General features: G+C 68.4%; 18 protein-coding genes and 1 pseudogene. 10 read left to right on the top strand and 9 right to left on the bottom strand.

What is annotated here, in order from left to right; genetic code table 11:
- Positions 1-12: 12 nt before the first annotated feature.
- Genes SM757_RS23280 through SM757_RS23265 form a run of 4 tightly spaced genes read right to left on the bottom strand, consistent with a single transcriptional unit; the run spans position 13 to position 3,115 of the window.
- On the bottom strand, positions 13-816 hold the full coding sequence (locus SM757_RS23280; RefSeq protein ID WP_322467221.1) for an enoyl-CoA hydratase/isomerase family protein: 804 nt from the start codon (positions 814-816) through the stop codon (positions 13-15).
- An 11-nt stretch (positions 817-827) separates the two neighbouring features.
- Positions 828-1,592, bottom strand: a complete 765-nt coding sequence (locus SM757_RS23275) for an SDR family NAD(P)-dependent oxidoreductase (RefSeq protein WP_322467220.1) — start codon at positions 1,590-1,592, stop codon at positions 828-830.
- Positions 1,593-1,594: 2 nt separating this feature from the next.
- Positions 1,595-2,740: a thiolase family protein gene (locus SM757_RS23270; protein WP_322467219.1), complete on the bottom strand. Its 1,146-nt coding sequence runs from the start codon at positions 2,738-2,740 to the stop codon at positions 1,595-1,597.
- Between the two features lie 21 nt (positions 2,741-2,761).
- Positions 2,762-3,115, bottom strand: a complete 354-nt coding sequence (locus SM757_RS23265) for a Zn-ribbon domain-containing OB-fold protein (protein ID WP_322467218.1) — start codon at positions 3,113-3,115, stop codon at positions 2,762-2,764.
- Between the two features lie 431 nt (positions 3,116-3,546).
- On the opposite strand from SM757_RS23265, the gene SM757_RS23260 reads away from it, so the two are divergent.
- A complete protein-coding gene (locus SM757_RS23260) occupies positions 3,547-3,705 on the top strand; it encodes a hypothetical protein (RefSeq protein ID WP_322467217.1) in 159 nt (52 codons plus the stop codon).
- Between the two features lie 13 nt (positions 3,706-3,718).
- Here the strand turns inward: SM757_RS23260 and SM757_RS23255 are convergent, their stop codons facing one another.
- Complete coding sequence (locus SM757_RS23255) at positions 3,719-3,943, bottom strand: hypothetical protein (RefSeq protein ID WP_066335462.1); 225 nt, start codon at positions 3,941-3,943, stop codon at positions 3,719-3,721.
- Between the two features lie 209 nt (positions 3,944-4,152).
- The gene (locus SM757_RS23250) at positions 4,153-7,134 is read right to left on the bottom strand and encodes a CHASE domain-containing protein (RefSeq protein WP_322467216.1); all 2,982 of its coding nucleotides are present in this window, start codon (positions 7,132-7,134) and stop codon (positions 4,153-4,155) included.
- Positions 7,135-7,558: 424 nt separating this feature from the next.
- Here SM757_RS23250 and SM757_RS23245 point away from each other — a divergent pair, with 424 nt between their 5' ends.
- A complete protein-coding gene (locus SM757_RS23245) occupies positions 7,559-9,478 on the top strand; it encodes an ATP-binding protein (protein WP_322467215.1) in 1,920 nt (639 codons plus the stop codon).
- 51 nt (positions 9,479-9,529) lie between these two features.
- On the opposite strand, the gene SM757_RS23240 is transcribed toward SM757_RS23245, so the two are convergent.
- Positions 9,530-10,342 (bottom strand): DNA-binding transcriptional regulator, encoded by an 813-nt coding sequence (locus SM757_RS23240; RefSeq protein WP_322467214.1) that lies wholly within the window; start codon positions 10,340-10,342, stop codon positions 9,530-9,532.
- An 81-nt stretch (positions 10,343-10,423) separates the two neighbouring features.
- Between SM757_RS23240 and mhpA the strand changes: the two are divergent.
- From mhpA to SM757_RS23195, 8 genes and pseudogenes are all read left to right on the top strand, one after another.
- Positions 10,424-12,259, top strand: a pseudogene (gene mhpA / locus SM757_RS23235) (bifunctional 3-(3-hydroxy-phenyl)propionate/3-hydroxycinnamic acid hydroxylase MhpA).
- On the top strand, positions 12,256-13,206 hold the full coding sequence (locus tag SM757_RS23225) for a 3-carboxyethylcatechol 2,3-dioxygenase (protein WP_322467212.1): 951 nt from the start codon (positions 12,256-12,258) through the stop codon (positions 13,204-13,206). Before mhpA ends, SM757_RS23225 begins: the two are co-directional and overlap by 4 nt.
- A gap of 17 nt (positions 13,207-13,223) precedes the next feature.
- Positions 13,224-14,012: a 2-keto-4-pentenoate hydratase gene (mhpD, locus tag SM757_RS23220; RefSeq protein ID WP_322467211.1), complete on the top strand. Its 789-nt coding sequence runs from the start codon at positions 13,224-13,226 to the stop codon at positions 14,010-14,012.
- A 33-nt stretch (positions 14,013-14,045) separates the two neighbouring features.
- The gene (locus SM757_RS23215) at positions 14,046-15,026 is read left to right on the top strand and encodes a Bug family tripartite tricarboxylate transporter substrate binding protein (RefSeq protein WP_322467210.1); all 981 of its coding nucleotides are present in this window, start codon (positions 14,046-14,048) and stop codon (positions 15,024-15,026) included.
- Between the two features lie 11 nt (positions 15,027-15,037).
- Positions 15,038-15,982, top strand: coding sequence for an acetaldehyde dehydrogenase (acetylating) (locus tag SM757_RS23210; RefSeq protein ID WP_322467209.1), 945 nt, complete (start codon positions 15,038-15,040; stop codon positions 15,980-15,982).
- 14 nt (positions 15,983-15,996) lie between these two features.
- Entirely contained in the window at positions 15,997-17,040 is a 1,044-nt protein-coding gene (gene dmpG / locus SM757_RS23205; RefSeq protein WP_322467208.1) for a 4-hydroxy-2-oxovalerate aldolase, read from the top strand.
- 28 nt (positions 17,041-17,068) lie between these two features.
- The gene (locus tag SM757_RS23200; protein ID WP_066335440.1) at positions 17,069-17,932 is read left to right on the top strand and encodes an alpha/beta fold hydrolase; all 864 of its coding nucleotides are present in this window, start codon (positions 17,069-17,071) and stop codon (positions 17,930-17,932) included.
- A 130-nt stretch (positions 17,933-18,062) separates the two neighbouring features.
- Positions 18,063-18,383 (top strand): hypothetical protein, encoded by a 321-nt coding sequence (locus SM757_RS23195; RefSeq protein ID WP_157118875.1) that lies wholly within the window; start codon positions 18,063-18,065, stop codon positions 18,381-18,383.
- A gap of 239 nt (positions 18,384-18,622) precedes the next feature.
- Here the strand turns inward: SM757_RS23195 and SM757_RS23190 are convergent, their stop codons facing one another.
- Both SM757_RS23190 and SM757_RS23185 read right to left on the bottom strand, forming a co-directional pair.
- Entirely contained in the window at positions 18,623-20,500 is a 1,878-nt protein-coding gene (locus SM757_RS23190; protein WP_322467207.1) for a tandem-95 repeat protein, read from the bottom strand.
- A 489-nt stretch (positions 20,501-20,989) separates the two neighbouring features.
- Positions 20,990-21,432 (bottom strand): hypothetical protein (locus SM757_RS23185; RefSeq protein WP_322467206.1); only part of this gene is annotated, 443 nt, incomplete at its 5' end.

The following is a 21,432-nucleotide window of genomic DNA, read 5'->3' as shown; positions in this document are numbered from 1 at the left end:
GGTCGTGGCGGCTCAGCGGCCGGTGTAGACAGGCGCACGCTTCTCGGCAAACGCCCGGCGTCCTTCCAGGCGGTCGGCCGTGTCGCGCAGCACGCCCCAGGTCATCTCCGTGAGCTGCTGGGCATCGGCGTCGCTCAGGTGGGGCGTCTGGCGCGACAGCCGCTTGATGGCCTGTACCGCCAGCGGGGCGTTGGCGGCGATGCCCCGCGCCAGCGCCAGGGCGCGTTCGCGCAGCGCCCCGGGTTCCAGTACCTCGCTGACCAGGCCGATGCGCCGGGCCTCATCCGCACCCACGCGCTCGCCCGTGAGCGCCATCTGCAGCGCATGCGCCGACGGCACGGCACGCAGCAGCCGGTGCAGGCCGCAGACGGCCGGAATCGAGCCCACCTTCGCCTCCGGCAGCCCGAAGCTGGCGTTGGCCGCAGCCAGGCGCAAATCGCACTGCAGCGCGATCTCCAGCCCGGCGCCCAGGCAGTGGCCGTTCACGGCCGCGATCACCGGCTTGCACAGACCCAGGTCCGTCAGGTCCATGAGCCGGATGTACAAGCCCAGGTCCGCAGCCCGCTCGGGGCTTTGGAACGCCGCTTCCGGGTAGGTGGCCGGCGAGCGCTGCGTGCCCTTGAGGTCGGCACCCGCGCAGAAGGCCTTGCCGCCCTCGCCCGTGAGCACGGCCACGCGCAGGTCATCGCGATCGCGCACCGCGGCCAGGTGAGCGCGCAACTCGCGCAGCGTTTCGACGTTCAACGCATTCAGCGCTTCGGGGCGGGCGATAGTGAGCACCGCGACGGCGCCGAGGGTCTCGAATCGGACGTTCATGTCGGCTCCCCTCACACGCTGGGCGAGGACAGGCTGCGACCGCCGCACACGTACAGCGTCTGGCCCGTGACGTAGGACGACACGGGGTCCAGGAAGAAGGCCACGGCGTTGGCAATGTCCCGTGCCGTGCCGACGCGCCGCACCGGCACCGAGGCCTGCAGCCGCGACTGCACTTCCGGCGCGAAGTTGCGGAACAGCGGGGTGTCCACGATGCCTGGTGCCACTGCGTTGACCGTGACGCCTTTGGCCGCGAACTCGATGGCCAGCGAGCGCGTGAGGCTGACCACTGCACCCTTGGCCGCCGAGTAGTTGGCCTGGCCGAAGCCGCCCAGCCAGGCACGCGACGAGATATTGACGATGCGGCCGAAACCGCGCTCGACCATGCCCGGCAGCACGGCGCGGCAGCACAGGAACTGCGAGCGCAGGTTGGTGTCGATCACGAAATCCCAGTCCTCGTCGCGCATTTTCAGGAAACGCATGTCGCGCACGGCGCCGGCGTTGTTGACCAGGTGGTCTATGCGGCCGGCTTGGGCAACGACCTTGGCCATGGCGGCCTCGACCGCGGCCGCATTGGTGAGGTCCGCCGTGGCGCCCAGGACATCCAGACCCTGCGCGGCAAGCGAGGCGACCGCTTCCTCCAGTGCCGCGGCGTCCCTGTCCAGCAGAGCGACGGTCAGACCGTCCTGCGCCAGGCGCTGCGCCAGCCCCAAGCCGATGCCGCGGGCGGCACCCGTGACGACGGCCACCTGGCCGGCTTCGAATCGGTTGCTGCGCATGCTCAGACTCCCAGCAGGTGCACGGAGGACGCGGCGTGGTCCACGCCGGCGATGCCGCCGCCGGTGCACTGCGTCAGGCCGATCCTGGCGCCGGGCACCTGGCGTGCGCCGGCACGCCCCTGCAACTGCCACAGGATCTCCACCATCTGCGCCACGCCAGTGGCGCCCAGCGGGTGTCCCTTGGCCAGCAGCCCGCCGCTGGGGTTCACCGGCACCCGGCCGCCCAGCGCCGTGGCGCCGGAGCGCAGCAGCGGCACCGCCTCGCCGCGCCGGGCCAGGCCCAGCGCCTCGTAGTACAGCAGCTCGGCGATGGTGAAGGCATCGTGCAACTCCACCACGTTCACGTCGCCCGGACTCACGCCGGCCTGCTCATACGCCTGGCGCGCGGCGCGGGCCGTGATCTCGGCGTCCAGGATGTCGTCACGGGCATCCTCGCGCAGGCCAGACACCACCGCCGAGGACAGCACCTTCACCGCCCGGCGCTCGCCACGCCGGCGTGTGCCCAGCACCACCGCCGCGGCGCCGTCCACCTGCGAGGGACAGCACTGCAGCAGCGTCAGCGGGTCGGCGATCATGCGCGAGGCCAGCACCTCCTCCAGCGTGGTCTGGCTGCGCTGCTGCGCATACTCGTTGAGTGAGCCGTGGCGGCGGTTCTTCACCGCAACGGCGGCGAGGTCTGCGGGCGTGGCGCCGCGCTCGTGCAGGAAGCGCGTGCCGCGCATGGCGTACACCGCCGGCAGCACCATGCCAGCCCGGGCATAAAGGTCCGTCTTGTGGTCGTTGCGCTGCAGCGCGATGGTGCCGCCGCCCAGGGCGGTAAGCTGCTCGATGCCCAGCACCAGCACGGTGTCGTACTGTTGCGCGAGCAACGCGTGGCGCGCCAGGTGCACGCCGGTGGCACCGCTGGCGCAGGCGTTCTCGACGTTGTAGACCGGGATGCCCTTGAGCCCCAGGTCGCGCACGATCAGCTGGCCCAGGATCATGCCGCCGAGCACGTTGGCGCAGTACACGGCCTGGATCTCGCTGCGGGATACGCCCGCGTCGTCCAGCGCCTTCACAATCGCCTGCTGCGCCAGCTCGGGCGCCAGCACGCCGGGGTGCTTGCCAAAGCGCGTCATCGCGCCGCCGTGGATGTAGATCTCTTGCATGGTGTGCTTCCTCGTGTGGCGTCAGCCCTGCACGGCCTCGAAGACGTAGCCGAAGCGCTTGTCGGCCTTGGCCGCGTAGCGGTCGCCAATGGCCGGGCGCGGCTTGCCGCACAGGCGCCCAAACAGGCGCACGGGACCGGGCAGATCCACGTAGCCCAGCGCGTAGGGCGCCTCGCCGCTCTTGGGACTCGGGTGGATGACGGTGAAGCTGTAAACCTCCCCCACACCGGCCAGGGGCACGGTTTCGTGTTGCCGTATCAGCGGGGAGTCGGCACTCAGTGCCGGAAACACCAGCTCGCCGGATTCGAGATCACGGGAAGCCACAAGCGTGGGCGCGGGCGCGTTGCGCCACAGGGGATAGGAAAGCTCGGACACGACGTCTCCTTGGAAGAGAGCTCAGAACTTGCTGCGACTGCAGTGCTGCAAGTTTTCGTGCACGCAGGGGGTGCCGACAAACGAGATTTGCGACGTGCTCGCTTGAGGAAATTGCAAGCCAGGGCGAAGGCCGCCGCGGCAACGTCCATGGCTCAGGCGCGGCCGCGCGCCTGCAGCCGTTCCACCACGAAGTCGAAAAACAGACGCGCCCGCGCATCGTTGTCAACGAATATGGCGGCGGCTTCGTGCAGAACCCGTGTGGAAGCTACAAGCAAAGCGGCTACGGCCGCGAACAAGGCTTGGACGCCCTGGCCCACTATACCCAGCCGAAGTCGGTGATTATCCGGCGATGGGTCTGCGGGCGAAATCAAGGTCAAAACCAGCCGTGGCTGTAGCCTGCAGACCATCGAGCTCTGTAACCAGTAAAAATAATGAGCAAGAACAACAGCTGGCTAATACGGCACGCCGCAAATGCCGGCGTTGAATGGGGCATCGATATTGTCAGCCCCAAACGCGCCGCTTCCGACCGCGCGAGCACAATCAGGAAGATTTTCTTTTACTTTAAAAAGAACCCGGACTGGGCAAGATAATCATTGATCGTCATTACGCACTGTCTTCGTCGCCATAGCCTTCTTCTTCATCCTCGTCATCGTCCCCCATTTCCTCCTCCCCACTGTCCTGGACGTCGAAGTTATAGCTATATTTTGGTGTGCCATCACCCCCGCTCATGTCGCCACCCCGAATCAGGCGAAACACTTCCTTGACTGCTTTTTCCACGTCCGCCTCGGTTTTTCCTTCGATTTGAATATTTATCTCTCTGCTGAGCATGACTTCTCCTGTAGTTGACGATATGGGGCACCACAGATTGCAATTTTGCATTTGCGGCGCGCATTGAAGGGGATCAGTTTTTACCATCAATGAGCGGGCAGTGGCACCCCTGCACCTTCAGCAACGAACAGCAGGCGTTACAGATAGGGCCGTCGCTAAATAGGCACAAATAGCCCGCTCCGGTTTGACGGGCCGGCGCTGCAGTCCATTCAGGCGGTGGCGGCATCGCGGCGGTCGAGCCACTTCAGCAGCGTCGCGTAAAGGGCTTGGGGCTGCACCGGCTTGGCCACGAAATCGTCCATGCCCGCGGTCAGGCAGGCGTTGCGGTCCTCGTCGAAAGCGTTGGCCGTCATGGCCAGGATCGGCAGGGACTGCAGCCCGGGCAGCGCGCGCAATGCCCGCGTGGCCTGCAGCCCGTCCATGACGGGCATTTGCATGTCCATGAGCACCAGGTCGTAGGGCGCCCGGCGGGCGGCCTCCACGGCGGCCTGGCCGTCTTCCGCGAAGTCCACCCGCAGCGCCACCGCACGCAGCAATGCCAGCGCCACTTCGCGGTTGACGATGTTGTCCTCGGCCACCAGCACCCGCGCGCCGGCGTGGCGCTTGCGCAGTTCAACGTCGGCCCGCAGCGGCCGGGCCTCCTCGCGAGGCTGCACACCGGCGCCACGGCCCAGGCAGGCCGTGAACCAGAAGATGCTGCCACCGCCCTCGCGCGGCTGTGCGCCGGCACTGCCGCCCATGAGCTCGGCCAGGCGCCGCGTGATGGCCAGGCCAAGCCCCGTGCCGCCGTGCTCGCGCGTGGTCGATGTGTCGGCCTGTTCGAAGGCCTCGAACAGTCGCGCGACCTGCTGCGCATCGATGCCCACGCCGGTGTCCTCGACCTCGAAGCGCATCAGCAGGGCGCCGTCCTCACGCTGTTGCAGCAGCCGAGCCCGCAGCACGATGTGGCCGGCCCGGGTGAACTTCACGGCATTGCCCGCATAGTTGAGCAGCGCCTGTCGCACCCGCGTCTCGTCGCCGCGCAGCCACGGCGCCGCCTCATCAGCCTCTATCTCCAGCCTCAGCCCCTTCGCTGCGGCCCCCTCGCCCACCATGGAGCGCACCTGCTCAAGCAGCGCGGACAACTGGAAGTCGCGTTCCTCCAGCCGCAGTTTTCCAGCGTCGATACGGGACAGGTCCAGGACGTCGTTGATGATGGACAGCAGGTGCCGCGCCGCGTCGTCGATGCGGGCCACCTGCTCGGCCTGGCGCGGCGCCAGGCCGTCCTGGCCAAGCAGGTGCGCCAGTCCGAGGATCGCGTTCATGGGGGTGCGCAACTCGTGGCTCATGTGTGCCAGGAAGGCACTCTTGGCCAGGCTGACGGACTCGGCCTGCTCGGTGCGCTGCTGCAGGGCCGCCTCCATGGACTTGCGCTCGGTGAGGTCGCTGATCACGCTCAACAGGCCGCGGGCCTCGCCCTGCGCGTCGCGCAGCACGCTCACGGCAAGCAAGCCGGAAAAGCGCGTGCCGTCGGCGCGGACGTAGGTCCAGTCGCTGCGCGGGCCTTGGCCGGCGTCAACTGCGGGCGGCGGGTCGGTGCGGTGCATGGGCTCGCTGAAGGCCGGCGGCAGTGCGCTCGCATGCGCCTTCACGTCGCTGGGCATCGCCTGGGCCTTGTGTTCCAGCTCCCGCGGGTCGCAAAAGTCCAGGACGGAGCGCCCAAGCGCCTGGGCTGCCGGCAGGCGGAACATCGCTTCGGCCGCGGGGTTGAACATCGTGATGCGGCCCTGGAGGTCGGTGGCCACCACGGCGCTGGCCGCACAGTCCAGGATGGACTGCAACTCGCCCGTGCGCTGGTGCACCTGCTGCTCCAGCGTGGCGTTGAGCTCGACGATGCGCGCCTGCGCCGCCTTGCGGGCCCGGATGTCGTGCAGCGTGGTGGCCACGGCCACCACCTGGCCCTGCTCGTCGCGGATCGGGGCCATGGACACGGTGACGTCCAGGCGCTGGCCGCTGCGGTCCAGCCGCACGCTGTCGAAAGGCGTCACCGGCTCGCCTTGCTGCACGCGCTCCAGCGCGCGGCGCTGTTCCTCGCGCAGCTCGGCCGGCGTCATCAGGTCACTCAGCCGCTGTCCTCGCAACTCGTGCGCCTGCCAGCCCAGCAGGCGCTCGGCGGCGGCGTTCCAGCCCAGGATCTCGTCTTGCAGGCCGTGGATGACGATGGCGTCCTGCGCGCTGTCCACCACGGCAGCCCGCACCGTCCGCTCGCGCCGTACCAGGCGCCGCTCGTGCTCGACCTGCAGGCCGCCGTACAGCAGCAGCGCCAGCAAGGCCGACAGCGTCACCACGGCGCCCGCCAGGTTGACGGGCGAGCGCAGATTGAGCCGCTCGACAAAGGGCGGCAGCGCCTGGGCTTGCACCAGCCAGTCCCGGCCGGCCAACCGAATCGTCGCCTGCCGCACCAGCGTGTGGGGAACCGGCGCGAACCACGTCGCCGAGGTGAAGAAGCGCTCCGGTGCCTGCGGCTGCGTGACGTCCGTCAGCGTGATCGCGAAGGCGCCGCGGTCGTCGTCGAAGTCTTTCAGCACCTCCTCGGCCACCATGGGCACCACGCTCCAGCCCAGGGTCCGGCGTTCGCGCAACCGGGCATCGCCAGGCATGGCGCCCTCGTAGATGGGCAGCATCAGCAGGAACGCGCGCTCGCCCTCGTGGCGAGCCTGCACCAGCCGCAGTGGCGCGCTCAGCTGGACTTGGCCGCTCAGTGACGCCGCGCGCGCCGCGTCGCGCCGGCGAGGCTCGGACGCCAGGTCGAGCCCCAGGGCATCCAGGTTGCGCGGCAAAGGCTCGATGAACTGGACCACGACATGGTCGTCCGCATGCGGCGCCAGCTCACGGATGTGGAAGTCCGGCATCTCGCGGCGCCGCGCCGCCAGGAACTCCGCTTCCCGGCCCGCCTCCACGCGGCGGGCATAAGCCAAGCCGCGCGCGCCCGGGAACTCCTGCTCCAGCGCCAAAGAGTCCACGGCCGCCCGGAATTGTTCGAGCGTGATGGCCTCGGCCCCGGCCGCCAGCACGACGGCCCGCGCGCTGCGCACGCCGGATTCGTAAAGCTGCATCCGGCCGCGCAAGCGTTCGGCAGCGCGTTCGACGACCACGGAGAAGCGCGCGTTCTCCTCCTCCGCATTGGCCCGCACCTGCCATTGCCAAGCCATGCCGGCGCACGCGATCCCCACCATCAAGAGCACCGCAGGCCACCGCAGCGGCGATGCGTGCGCGGCCGGCAGCGCATTCATGTCGGCGCACGCACTGCAGATACCGCGGAGCAGCCCATCACGCCTCCTGCCGTCTCGCCGTCCCCGGAGCACCGTAGGGCTCGCCTGTGCGGGCAGCAATGCCGGGACTGAATTGATGTAGACCAGCAGTTTACGCGCGGCTGCCTTTCACCAAATGGGCCATTCCTACCCGTGCACCACCCGCGCAGCGCCTCATTCGTGCAGAAACTCCCCGCGCCAAGCGCGTCGGAAGCGCAAGCCACGCGCAAGCGACAATCCGCGCGCCCTGGCATAGGAAGCGCACATCACCGTGACACATTCGGACGTCGTAGAGGATCTGGCGAGCCGCTCACAGCAGCGATTGGTGTTGCTGCTGACCATCGCAGTCCTTGGATTGGCTGCGCTGATGCTGCCGTTCGCCGCGCATCCCTTCGCGCCGCTTCCTCACATCAGTGGCATGTACGGGACAGCGACCGCCATAATCGACCTGGCCACGTTTTGGCTGCTGGCGTCAGCGCCAAGACAACCGCGCTCGCACGCCATCATTGCTGCGGCCTATCTCTTTGGCGCCCTGATGGCGATGGCTCACGTGCTGACCTACCCTGGCGCGGTGCTCGATGACCGGGCTGTCGTTGGATCGCCGCATGCGGTGAGCTTGTTGTTCATCGCCTGGCGGGCCGGCTTTGCAGGATTCGTTCTTTGGGCTGTCCTGGCCTCATCCCGGGACCAGATGGCCGCACGCAGCAAAACCAGCTCGCTGCCGTCTGTCTTGGCCGTCTTGTCGGCGGTTGCGTTCTTCTTTGCCTCCCAACTGACGGACGCTGCAGCCTTGGCAACCGTATCCGGCCGAGAGATGTTCAGCGCGCTCAGCCGCCAGGGGTCGTATGCGGCGGCAGTGCTGGCGGTTGCCGCCGTGTTGATGATCTGGCGGCTGCGGCTTTGGAGCCGCTCCATATTTGTCTGGCTGGTTTTTGTGCTGGTGGCTGAAGCCACCGCTGTCTGGCTGAGCACGTTCAGCGGCGGCAGGTACACGCTGGCCTGGTACGCCACCCGGGTCGAGGGCGTCATTGCGAACGCCGTCGTGCTGGTGCTGTTGGCAAGGCACTTCCGCAACTTGCAGATGGACCTGGCCAGCACGGTTGCCATGCTTCAACTTCGCACGGAAGGGCTTCAGGCGGAGATCCATCGCCGCGAGAGCGCGGAGGTCAAGCTCGCACAAGCCAAGAAACTCGAAGCGGTTGGGCAGCTGGGGGCCGGCCTGGCACATGACCTGAACAACATCCTTCAAGTCGTCATCGCGCGCCTGGCGCTCTTGCAGCGACGCGCAGGCAGCGCCGTCGACGCCGATGTGGAAGTGATCCGGCGCAACGTGCGCAAGGCAGAGGCGCTCACCCGCCAGCTCACGCTGCTGTCGGGCCGGCGCCATCACAACGCCCGGCCGCTGGACCTGACCGAGATATTCCTCTCCATCGCCGAAGGCCTGCGGGCGCTGCTGGCAAAGCGGCATGAGCTTCTCATCGACGTCGAGCCGGGTCTGCCACACATCGCGGTGGACGCTCTGGAGCTTGAGATCGCCTTGACCAACCTGGTCACCAACGCTCGCGACGCCATGCCCGAGGGTGGGCAAGTGGCCATTGGGGTGCGACAGGTTCCACGCCCCGATGGCACGGTGAGCATCGACATCCAGGTACGCGACACCGGCTACGGGATGACGGCGGAGCTGCGCGAACGGGCATTCGAGCCCTTCTTCACCACCAAGGAGCCCGGCAAGGGAACCGGTCTGGGCTTGCCGCAGGTGCATGGGTTCGTGTCCGCCAGCGGCGGCAGCGTCAGCGTGGAAAGTGAGCCAGACCGCGGCACGGCAGTCACCATGTCCTTTCCCATTCATGCCGAGCCGACGAATCACGACCTCTCGCCGCGAGCCGCCCACCCGCTGCGGACGGGCCAGGTCGTGCTGCTGGTGGACGACAACGACGATGTGCGGGAGGCCTCTGCACAGCTGCTTCGCGCAAGCGGCTGCATCGTGCGCCAGACCTCGGATGCGTCCGTGGCACTGGCGCTGCTGCATGACGGCTTTCGTCCGGGGCTGCTCATCTCCGACATCGTCATGCCTGGTGGCCTCGACGGCGTCGAGCTGGCACACCGCGCCAGAGCCGTGCAGCCGGATCTCGTCATCCTGCTCGTAACAGGCTACAGCGACGCTGCCGACACGGCCAAGGCGCGAGGCTTCCCCGTCATGCGCAAGCCCTACGACTTGGCTTCGCTGGCGCGGGCACTTTCGTAGTGGTCGGACGGCTAACGCGGACACGGCGCCTCGGTCGGAGGCTGCCATCGACTACTCGATCCACGCCCGGCTGCCGCGGCCGATGGCGTCCCCCAAGCGCCGCAGTGCCGGCACGAAGCGTTCCTGCAGATCGCGCTCGGAAACCGCGGCCTTGGGGAAGACCAGGTTCAGTGCTGCCAGCAGCCGCTGCCCGGCATGCACCGGCACGGCCACGGCGGCGAAGTCGGCTTGCTGCAGCCATTCGCCTTCGTTGATGGCGTAACCGCGCTCCAGCGTCTGCGCGATCAGGCGCTGCACGAAGGCGCCGTCGCGCGCGAGCTCGCCCAGGCGATCGCCACGGCGGCGCAGCAATTCCAGCAGCGCCTCGCGCTCGGCCTCGTCGGCCGCGGCCAGGTAGGCGCGTCCAATGGCCGTCTCCAGCAGCGGCATCTTCTCGCCGATCATGGCCCGGTGCTGCGACAGCGCGCTCCAGCGGTGCGTGGACTCGCGCACCACCATGAAGCCCGCCTCGGCCGTGCCCAGGTCGCAGGGCCAGACCAGCTCGCGCACGGCGGCCTGCATGGCCGGCGAAGCAATGCGCGCCACCCACGCTTCGTCCTCGAACCCTTCGCTCAGCCGCCGAACCTCGAAGGTCAGGTAGTACTGCCCTTCCTTTTCGCCCTGGCGCACGAAGCCCTGCGCGCGCAGCGTCTCCAGCAGCCGCTTGGTGGTGGTGCGGTCCAGCGCGCACAGGCGCGCGAGCTCGCTGGTGCTGCCGATGCCCCCGGGCAGCCGGTTCAAGGCCTTGAGCACCGCCAGGCCGCGCGAGAGGCCGCGCACCTCCTTGTAGATGCCTTCGTCGTCGTCGCCGGCTGTGGAGGGCATGGCGGGCTTTGCTCCGGGTTAACCCAGGCGCAAACGTGCACCTGGTGCACGCAGTTTACGCATTGATCCAGCGCAAGGACATTGCGGCCACCGCGGCGCGACGCCGCTCGGATCCTGAAGGAGACCGCCGTGTCCACCCACCCCACCCGCTTCGACGCCGACGTGCTCATCGTCGGCGCCGGTCCGGTCGGGCTGACCATTGCCAACACCCTGGGCCTCTACGGCGTGCGGGTGCTGGTGGTGGAGAAGCTTGACCGCATCATCGACTACCCCCGCGCCATCGGCATCGACGACGAGTCGCTGCGCACGCTGCAGGCCACCGGCCTGGCCGCGCAGGTGCAGGCGCACATCACGCCCGACCATGCGATGCGCTTCGTCACCGGCAGCGGGCGCTGCTTTGCCGACATCGACCCGCGCACCGACGAGTTCGGCTGGGCACGCCGCAACGCCTTCATCCAGCCGCAGATCGACGAGCTCCTTTTCCAGGGCCTGGCGCGTTTCGCGCACGTGCAGGTGCTGTTCGGCCACGAGGTCGCGTCCTTCACGCAGGACGAGGCCGGCGTGACGCTGCAGCTCCAGGGTGCCGCAGCGGCGCGGCAGGCGCGTGGGCGCTACCTGGTGGCCTGCGACGGCGGCAACAGCTTCATCCGGCGCGGCCTGGACGTGCCCTTCGAGGGCCGCACCAAGCCCAACCAGTGGATCGTGGTGGACGTGCGCAACGACCCGCTGGGCACGCCGCACGTCTACATGCACTGCGACCCCGAGCGCCCTTACGTCTCGGCAGCGCTGCCGCACGGCATCCGGCGCTTCGAGTTCATGGTGATGCCGGGCGAGACGGAGCAAGAGCTGTCCCGGCCCGAGAACATGGCGCGCCTCATGCGCCAGGTGGTGGCCGATCCCGACAAGGTGGACTACATCCGCAAGCGCGTCTACACGCACAACGCGCGGCTGGCGGCCACGTTCCGCGTGCAGCGCGTGCTGTTGGCGGGGGATGCGGCGCACATCATGCCGGTGTGGCAGGGCCAGGGCTACAACAGTGGCCTGCGCGACGCCAGCAACCTGGCGTGGAAGCTGGCGCACGTGGTCAAGGGCCTGGCCGGTGAACGGCTGCTCGACAGCTACACGCAGGAGCGGCGCAGCCATGCACGCTCGATGATCCACCTCTCGGAGGTTGCGGGTGACATCTTCGCGCCCCCAAGCCGCTGGGGCGCGAAGCTGCGCGACGGGCTGACGCTGGCGCTCAACCGGCTGCCCTCGGCCAAGCGCTACATCGTCGAGATGCGCTTCAAGCCCATGCCGCGCTACCGGCAGGGTGCCGTGCTGACGAGTGTCGCGGCGGCGCCCAACGGGCTGCTGGCACGGATGCTGGAGCGCGCGGGCGGCTCGGCCCTGGGCCGCCTGCTCGGCCTGATGGCCGAGAAGGAGGGCTCGCCCGTGCACCGCCTCGTCCACGGCCGGCAGGCCGACGAGGGCACCGCCGTGGGGCGCATGTTCATCCAGCCCCGCGTGCTCTGCGCGGACGGACAGGCGCGGCTGCTGGACGAAGTGGTCGGCCTGAATTTCGCCATCGTGGCCTGGGGCACCGACCCGACCCACGGCATGAGCGCGCCGTCGCGGGCCTTCTGGGAGCGACTGGGGGCGCGCTTCATCACCGTCAAGCCCGCGGTACAGATGGCGCACCACGGCGACCACCGCCGCGGCGTGACCTGCATCGGCGACGTGGGCAACCGGCTCAAGGCCTGGTTCGCACAGCAGCCCAGCTAGGTGGTCTTCATCCGCCCGGACCGCTTCGTGGCCGCCCTGTGCTCGCCGCAGGAAGTGGACGCCACCACCCGCGCGCTGGCCGACGTGATGGCCATGCCGCTGGTGGCGCAGCCCGCCGCCGCATCGCTGCCTGCGCTGGCGGAGGCCGCATGAGCATGGACCGCGCCTTCCTGGGCTTGTCCCATTCGCCGCTGATGGGCCTCAACCCGGTGGCGGCGCCGGTCGAGGCCGCGCTGCAAAACGCCATCGCGCAGGCACGCGAGCAGGTGCAGGCCTTCAGGGCCGAGCTCGTGGTGCTGGTGGCGCCCGACCACTACAACGGCTTCTTCAACGAGTTGATGCCGCCGTTCTGCATCGGCACGGCCGCGCGCTCGGTGGGCGACTACCTCACGCCGCCCGGCAAGCTGCATGTGGACGCCGACATGGCGCTGGCGCTGGCCGAGCGCCTGATGGACGAGGACTTCGACCTCGCCGTCTCGCGCCGCATGCAGGTGGACCACGGCTTCGCGCAGGCGCTGCAACTGATGTGGGGCAGCCTGGACACGCCGCCGGTGTTGCCCCTGTTCGTCAACGCCGTGGCCCAGCCGGGCATCCCGCGCCTTCGCCGCTGCCGCCAGCTCGGCCAGGCCATCGGCCGCTTCCTGGACGACTGCCCCAAGCGCACGCTGCTCATCGGCTCGGGGGGCCTCTCGCACGAGCCGCCGGTGCCCACGCTGGCGCATCCGGACCCGGCTGTGCGCGAGCGCATCACCTTCCGTTGCGAGCCCACGCCGGCCGAGCGCGATGCCAAGACCCAGCGCGTGATGGCCGCGGGCCGCGCGCTGGCCGCGGGGGACGGCTCCATCAAGCCGCTCAACCCGGCCTGGGACGCGCGCTGGATGGATGCGCTGGAAACCGGCGGCGCCGCGCTCGATGCGCTGTGCGCACTCAGCGAGGACAGCATCGAGCGCGAGGCCGGCCTCTCGGCCCACGAATCCAAGAGCTGGCTGGTGGCGCGCAGCGCGCTGCCTGCCGGCCGCGAACCGCGCTGCACTTTGCGCCACTACCAGGCCATCCCCGAATACATCGCCGGCTTCGGCCTGCTGTGCCTGCAGGCCTGAACCACCCAGGAGAAGACATGGATCCCCGCATCACCGAATGGGCGCAGCGACTGCGCCAGGCCGAGTCCCAACGCGAGCCCGTCGAGCCGCTGCGCGACGAGATCGGCCCGGACCCCGAAGGCCGCATCGCCTACGCCATCCAGCAGGCCAACGTCGAGCATGCGCTGGCGCAGGGCCGGCGCATCGTCGGCCGCAAGATCGGCCTGACCTCGCCCGCTGTCCAAAAGCAGCTCGGCGTGGACCAGCCCGACTTCGGCACCCTCTTCGCCGACATGCTCTATGGCGACGACGAGGAGGTGCCGCTGTCGCGCACGCTGCAGCCCAAGGTCGAGGCCGAGGTGGCGCTGGTGCTCTCGCGCGACCTGCCCGCCGCCGACACCACGCTCGTCGAGCTGATCAACGCCACGGCCTACGTGCTGCCGGCCATCGAGATCGTGGGCAGCCGCATCGCGCGCTGGAACATCCGCTACACGGACACCGTGGCCGACAACGCCTCCAGCGGACTGGTGGTGCTGGGCGGCGTGCCCACGAAGCTCGACGGCCTGGACCTCAAGCTGTGCGCCATGTCCATGGCGCGCGGCGAAGAGACGGTTTCCAGCGGCAGCGGCGCGGCCTGCCTGGGCCACCCGCTCAACGCCGCCGTGTGGCTGGCACGCAAGCTCGCCGCGCTGGGCCAGCCGTTGCGCGCGGGCGACCTGGTGCTCACCGGCGCCCTGGGCCCCATGGTCGCCGTACAGCCGGGCGACCGCTTCGAGGCCCGCATCGAGGGCGTGGGCAGCGTGCGCGCGCGCTTTTCCGCCGCCTGACACCTCTTCAGAGACCACCCCAAAGGATTCGCCATGAACCCTACCCGTCGTTTCACCCTGGGTGCGCTGGCCGCCGCGGCCACCCTGGCGCTGGCCGGAGCGGCCGTCGCCCAGGATTTCCCGAGCAAGCCCGTCACGCTGGTCGTGCCGTTTCCGCCTGGCGGCGTCACGGACCAGATTGCGCGCGTGCTGGCCGGCAAGCTGCAGGAGGACCTGCGCCAGACCGTCATCGTGGACAACAAGCCCGGCGCCGGCGGCCAGATTGCCGCGCAGACCGTCAAGGGCGCACCGGCCGACGGCCACACGCTCTTCATCGCCGCCACGGAGATGTTCGCCGTCAACCCGACGCTGTTCCGCAAGTTCACCTACGACCCGCTCAAGGACTTCCAGCCCGTCACGGCGCTGATCTCCTCGCCGCTGGTGCTGGTCGTGCCCAAGAACAGCCCGGTCAACTCGGTAGCCGATCTGGTGGCCGCCAGCAAGAAGAAGGACGGTGGCCTGAACTTCGCCTCGCAGGGCGTGGGCTCCATCGGCCACCTGCTGGGCGAGCTCTACCGCAGCCGCAGCGGCGGCGATTTCCACCACGTCGCCTACAAGGGCTCGGCGCCGGCGCTGCAGGACCTCATGGGCGGCCAGGTGGACCTGATGTTCGACCCCGTCATCACCACCGCGCCGCTGATCCAGAGCGGCAAGCTCAAGCCCCTGGCCATCGCCGCGACGAAGCGTGCGGCGCAGTTGCCCGAGGTGCGCACGCTGCAGGAGCTGGGCACCACCGGCGTGGACGCCAGCGTGTGGTTCGGCGCCGTGGTCAAGGCCGGCACGCCCGCGCCCGCCGTGGCCCGGCTCAACGAGTCGCTGGCCAAGGCGCTGCGCAGCCCGGACGTGGTCAAGCGCTTCACCGACCAGGGCCTCCAGCCCATGCCCATGAGCCCCGAAGCCTTCGGCAGCTTCATGAAGGAAGAGATCACGCGCTGGAGCGCGCTGGTCAAGACGAGCGGCGCGTCCGTCGATTGAGGAACCCACCCATGAACAGCACCAAGCTCAAGGCCGCCATCATCGGCAGCGGCAACATCGGCACGGATCTGATGATCAAGATCCTGCGCCACGGCAAACACCTGGAAATGGGCGCCATGGTGGGCATCGACCCGGCCTCCGACGGCCTGGCGCGCGCCGCGCGCCTGGGCGTGGCGACCACCCACGAGGGCGTCGAAGGCCTGGCACGGCTGCCGCAGTTCGCAGACATCGACATCGTGTTCGACGCCACCTCGGCCGGCGCGCACGTCAGCAACGACGCCTTCCTGCGCAGCCTCAAGCCCGGGATCCGCATGGTGGACCTCACGCCCGCGGCCATCGGCCCGTACTGCATTCCCGTGGTCAACGGCGAGCAGCACCTCGACGCCAGGAACGTCAACATGGTCACCTGCGGCGGCCAGGCCACCATCCCCATGGTGGCGGCCGTCAGCCGCGTGGCCAAGGTGCACTACGGCGAAATCGTCGCCTCCATCTCCAGCAAGAGCGCCGGCCCGGGCACGCGCGCCAACATCGACGAGTTCACCGAAACCACCTCCAAGGCCATCGAGGCTGTGGGTGGCGCTGCCAAGGGCAAGGCCATCATCGTGCTCAACCCGGCCGAGCCGCCGCTGATGATGCGCGACACCGTCTACACGCTCTCGGACTTCGCCGACGAGGCCGCCATTGCCGCCTCGGTCGAGCGCATGGCCGCCGACGTGCGGGCCTACGTGCCCGGCTACCGGCTCAAGCAGCGGGTGCAGTTCGACCGCATTGAAGAGCCGCTCCTCATTCCCGGCGTGGGCCGCATCGCGGGCCTGAAGACCAGCATCTTCCTGGAGGTCGAAGGCGCCGCGCACTACCTGCCGTCCTACGCCGGCAACCTCGACATCATGACCAGCGCCGCGCTGCGCACCGCCGAGAGCATGGCGGCCAAGCTGCTGCAGCCGCTCACGGCCTGAAGGAGACCACCACCATGAACGGCAAGAAGCTCTACATCTCCGACGTGACGCTGCGCGACGGCAGCCACGCCATCCGCCACCAGTACAGCGTGGCGCAGGCCGCGCAGATCGCCAAGGCGCTGGACGACGCCAAGGTGGACTCCATCGAGGTCGCCCACGGCGACGGCCTGCAGGGCGGCAGCTTCAACTACGGCTTTGGCGCCCATACGGACCTGGAGTGGATCGAGGCCGTGGCCAGCGTGGTCAAACACGCCAGGATCGCCACGCTGCTGCTGCCGGGCATCGGCACCGTGCACGACCTCAAGGCCGCCTACGAGGCCGGCGCGCGCATCGTGCGCGTAGCCACGCACTGCACCGAGGCCGACATCTCCAGGCAGCACATCGAGTACGCGCGCCACCTGGGCATGGAAGCCGTGGGCTTCCTGATGATGAGCCACATGACCACGCCGCAAAAGCTCGCCGAGCAGGCCAAGCTCATGGAAAGCTACGGTGCCACCTGCTGCTACGTCGTGGACTCGGGCGGCGCCTTGGGCATGCAGGACGTGCGCGAGCGCTTCCGCGCCTTCAAGGACACGCTGAAACCCGAGACGCAGACGGGCATGCACGCGCACCACAACCTGAGCCTGGGCGTGGCCAACTCCATCGTCGCGGTGGAGGAAGGGTGCGACCGCATCGACGCCAGCCTGGCCGGCATGGGCGCTGGGGCGGGCAACGCGCCGCTGGAGGTGTTCATCGCAGCGGCCGAGCGCCTGGGCTGGAACCACGGCACGGAGCTGATGCGGCTGATGGACGCGGCCGACGACATCGTGCGCCCGCTGCAGGACCGCCCGGTGCGCGTGGACCGCGAGACGCTGGCGCTGGGCTACGCGGGCGTGTACTCCAGCTTCCTGCGCCACTCCGAGGCCGCGGCGAGGAAGTACGGCCTCTCCACCGTGGACATCTTGGTGGAGCTGGGCCGGCGGCGCATGGTCGGCGGCCAGGAGGACATGATCGTGGACGTGGCGCTGGACCTGCTCAAGGCCCGCGACAAGGGCCGCACGGCCGCGCAAGCCGCCTGATCGCTCTCCACCTTTTGAAAGACACGCCATGAGCAACACCCCCCTGACCGAAGCCTCCACCAGCCGCTTCGTGCGCATCCAGGAAGGCGACCTCGATCTCCAGCTCCACTACAACGACTGCGGCAGCGGCGACGAGACCGTCGTCATGCTGCACGGGTCGGGCCCCGGTGCCAGCGGCTGGGCCAACTTCAACCGCAACATCGAGCCGCTGGTAGCCGCGGGCTACCGCGTCCTCCTCATGGACTGCCCGGGCTGGAGCAAGAGCGACCCCATCGTGTGCACCGGCTCGCGCTCCGAGCTCAACGCCCGCGCCCTCAAGGGGCTGATGGACGCCATCGGCCTGGACAAGGCCCACTTGGTCGGCAACTCCATGGGCGGGCACAGCGCCGTGGCCTTCGCGCTCGCCAACCCCGCGCGCGTGGGCAAGCTGATCCTCATGGGCGGCGGCACCGGCGGCGCAAGCTCCTTCGTGCCCATGCCCACCGAGGGCATCAAGCTCATCGGCGCGCTGTACCGGCAGCCCACCATCGAGAACCTCAAGCGCATGATGAGCGTGTTCGTGTACGACACGAGCAGCCTCACGCAAGCGCTGTTCCAGGCCCGCCTGGACAACATGCTCACGCGCCGCGACCACCTGGAGAACTTCGTCAAGAGCGCCGAGGCCAACCCCAAGCAGTTCCCCGACGTGGGCCACCGCCTGGGCGAGATCAAGGCGCCGGCGCTGGTGATCTGGGGCCGCGACGACCGCTTCGTGCCGCTGGACACGGGCCTGCGCCTGGTGGCGGGGCTGCAGAACGCGGAGCTGCACGTCTTCAGCCGCTGCGGCCACTGGGCGCAGTGGGAGCACGCCGACAAGTTCAACCGCATGGTGCTGGACTTCCTGGCGCACTGAAGGGCGGGCGGCGGGTCACGCTGCGCCCTTCTCTTCCTCCATACGCATGCGCCGTCGCGCGCCCGGGGTCTCCGTGGCGACGACGGCGCTGCAGCCGTTGCGCTGCAGCCGTTTTGCACGAAAGGCGCCCATGAATTTGACAAGGCTGCACCGCCGAGGCGTGCTGGCGCTGCTGGCAAGCCTGCCGCTGATGGCAGCTCGCGCTGCGCCAACCCAGGCCACCAACGTCGACCTGGCGCGCAGGTTTGCCTACGACCTGCCCGCGCCTATCCAGGCGCGGCTGTACGCCGAGATCGACAAGGCCCTGGCGGACGATGCCGTGCGCTCGTCCCTGGAGCAGGCCGGACTGGTGCCGCCCGCCAGCACGCCGCAGGCGCTGGCCGAGCTGGTGCGGGGGGAGCTCGCCACGCGGGGCAGGCTGGTCAAGGCCGCGGGCATCGAGCCGGAGTAGGCGCACGAAAAAGCGGCACTGGTGACGGGCACCGGCACCGCAAGCCGTTGCGATGGTCAGGCAACGGCTCCCCTGGACATCGTGGCCCGCCTCATTCGACTTCTCGTTCGAAGCTGAGATTTTTCCCGTCATGCCCGCGAAGGCGGGCATCCACGCACGCCGGGAAGCCGCCCGGTACTCGTGGACACCCGCCTGCGCGGGTGTGATGAGGTCATTTCAGTGTGGAGAACGAATTGGAATCAGATCACCGCCACCGCCGATGCCACGTAGACCGTGGCCAGCGCGGTGTTGTGGCTCCAGATCGCGTAAGTGGCACGGCTGAAGGTGCTGGTTCCGGCCGACGTCCAGCCCACGGTGCCCGCGCTGTCGGCCAGGTTCACCGTGTCGCCCGCGGCCGCGCCGGCCACTTTGGTGAGGTCCAGCGCCAGGCCCGCGCCTGAGAGCGCGATCGAGTCCAAACCCCCACCGCCGTCCACGCGCGCGAGCCGGTCCGCGTTGCCGCCGCTGCCCAGCGGCGCCTGCAGCGCCTGCACCATCGTCGCGTCGATGACGAAGCGGTCGTTGCCCGCGCCGCCGTGTAGCACGCTGGCAGCCGTGGCCGTGAGCGTGTCGTCGCCCGCGCCGGCCACCAGGGTCTGCGCCGTGCCGCCGTCGCTGAGCGCGTCCGCCCCGGCCGTGCCGAGCTGGTCCACCGCGCTTTGCTGGAACGCCCCGCCCGTGCTGCCGAAGATCACCCAGGTGCGCCCGGCGCCCAGCCGCGTGCCCACGGCGGCGCCGGGCGCGCTCACCATCAGGTCGGCCACGCCGTCGCCGTTGACGTCGCCCGCGCTCCTGACGTTGAGGCCGCTGGCGTCGTCCGGGGACTGCCCGGCGATGGCGAAGCCACCGCGCCCCTCGGCCACGGCCGACAGCTCCATCGGGTTGATGACGGCCAGCGTCAGCCCCAGCTTGGCTGGCGTGGTGAACGTGCCGTCGCTCACGCCATAGCTCAACGCGATAGGCCCGGCGTAATTGGCATGTGGCGTGATGGTCCAAGTGCCGTTGGCGTTCTGGGTCACCGTGCCGTGGTCACAGGCAAGGTTGACGGGAGACAGCGCATCGCCGTCCCCGTCCGTGAAGCCCTGCAGCAATTGCGCCTTCGTGACCGTATAGGGCACGTTCACGTTGCCCACGATCAGCCGGGGCTGCGGCCCCGTCAATGCCGGCGCATCGGCAACAGGCGCCAGCGCCAGCCCCAGCGTGGCGGACGTCGATGCCTCGCCGTCGCTCACGGCGTAGCTCAGCGTCAGTGCCCCGCTGTAGTTGGCCGCCGGCGTGACGAGCCAGCTGCCGTCGGCGTTGAGCACCGGCGCGTCGTTGGCGCCCGTCACGCTCACGCTCACTTCCTGCGTGGCGCTCTTGCCGCTGCTGTCCGTGATGGTGACGTTGAATCGCTCCACCACCGTCTGCCCCGCGGCCAGGCGCTGCGCCGCGACGCGGTCCAGGCTGTAGCTCCACGCCACCTGGCCTTGGCCGTCGCCCGTGGCCGCGTCGGCCACCACGCCGGTAACGCTGCCACCCAGCGCGTTGCCCGCCACCACGCTCACGCTCACCGTGTGCGACTGCAACAGATCCACGTCGCTGAAACCCACCGTGCCTTGCGCCGAAAGCTGCGCTGACGCGCCTTCGTCCTCGCCCACGGCCGCGTCGGTGTGGCCGGTGATGCGTGGTGCGTCCACTTCCACCAAGCGCCCGTCCACCGCCACCTGCAGCGTCTCCACCATGGACACGCTAAGCCGCGTGCCGCCGCCAAAGTCGAAGGCGAAGTCCCGCCCAACCCCGCTGGACACCTCGCCCGTACTCAGGCGCACCACCGAGGCCAGGTGCGCCGCGTAGCGCGCCACTTCCGACTGCACCACCGCGCTGGCCCACTGCGCCGCGGCGAACTCCAGCCGCAGCGTGTCCAGCCCCAAGGCGCCGCTGTAGACGTCCGTGCAGCCCGCGTTCTCGGCCAACCGGTACACCAGCACATCCGCGCCGGCATAAAAGGAGTCCGCGCCGCCTTGCCCGTTGAACTGGTCCGCGCTGGTGGTGCCGGTGTATTTGCCGCCGCCGGCCGCAGCCGTGTAGGTCGCCATGGTGAATCGACCCTGTCAGGATTTCGACGCCAGCGGAACGCGGGTCCAACACGTGCTAGCGCCTACGCGGCGGCACGGGCGTCGTTGCTTGAATGAAGACCGCCCTGCGTTGCGACTCGCCGCTTTCCGACTGCCGGTTCAGCCTCAGCCAGGGCGCGCACGCCATGTCGAAACGAGCTTGGGCGACGGCCGCCACCGAAGCTCCGGGCTCATCGCACGCAGCTACGATTGCTGCCCTGAGCTCAGCGCCATGGCGCCGCCGCGGGTTGGATCTTGAGTACATGGATGTCCATCAAACTTTGATGGACGTCATCGTTGGCTTATGGCCCAAACCGCTCAAAATGGGAGAAGTAGTCTTTTGAGCTTGGCAATAGTGGCCGTAGTTTTATAGTTGCACTGTCCACGGCCTCAAATTTCCCCAAGAATGTGCAACCCTTTTGTATTTGCCAATTATTTTACCCATGTTTCTATGGGGACTTAAAGATGCGGTCAGTCAAGCTGCAATTTTAAATCCGAGCATTCCGCATCATATTCTTTTGTCCAATATATTTTTGATAACTTGTCTCCAACCATGGCATAGTCTCGGATAAGCCGACAGTTCCATAAATGTGGGTTGGCTGCTTTCTCCTCGCTAACACGGCTTGCAAGTTCGGCGGAATATGAAGCAGTATAGGTGGTCCTGATATAGTCATCTCCACAAGCTTTTGAAATTTGAGCGTCATTTCGCTCGACCATCATTTCTTTAAGTCGCTGATCTTTTCGATCAATACAGTATATCTGATGGAGTCGGCTCTGCTCTTGGTCAATGATGGATCCAATTTCCAAAAGGAATCGATTGGGACAATTTTGCACATTGAAGGAGGCGCCATCCGGCAAGATAATAGCTCCCTTAAAATCAGATGACGTAAGCGTTGCGTGCAACTGCTCCATGT

This window comes from Azohydromonas lata (genome assembly GCF_034427735.1).
GTDB lineage: Bacteria > Pseudomonadota > Gammaproteobacteria > Burkholderiales > Burkholderiaceae_C > Azohydromonas > Azohydromonas lata.
This window is presented reverse-complemented; position numbering and strand designations above follow the sequence as displayed.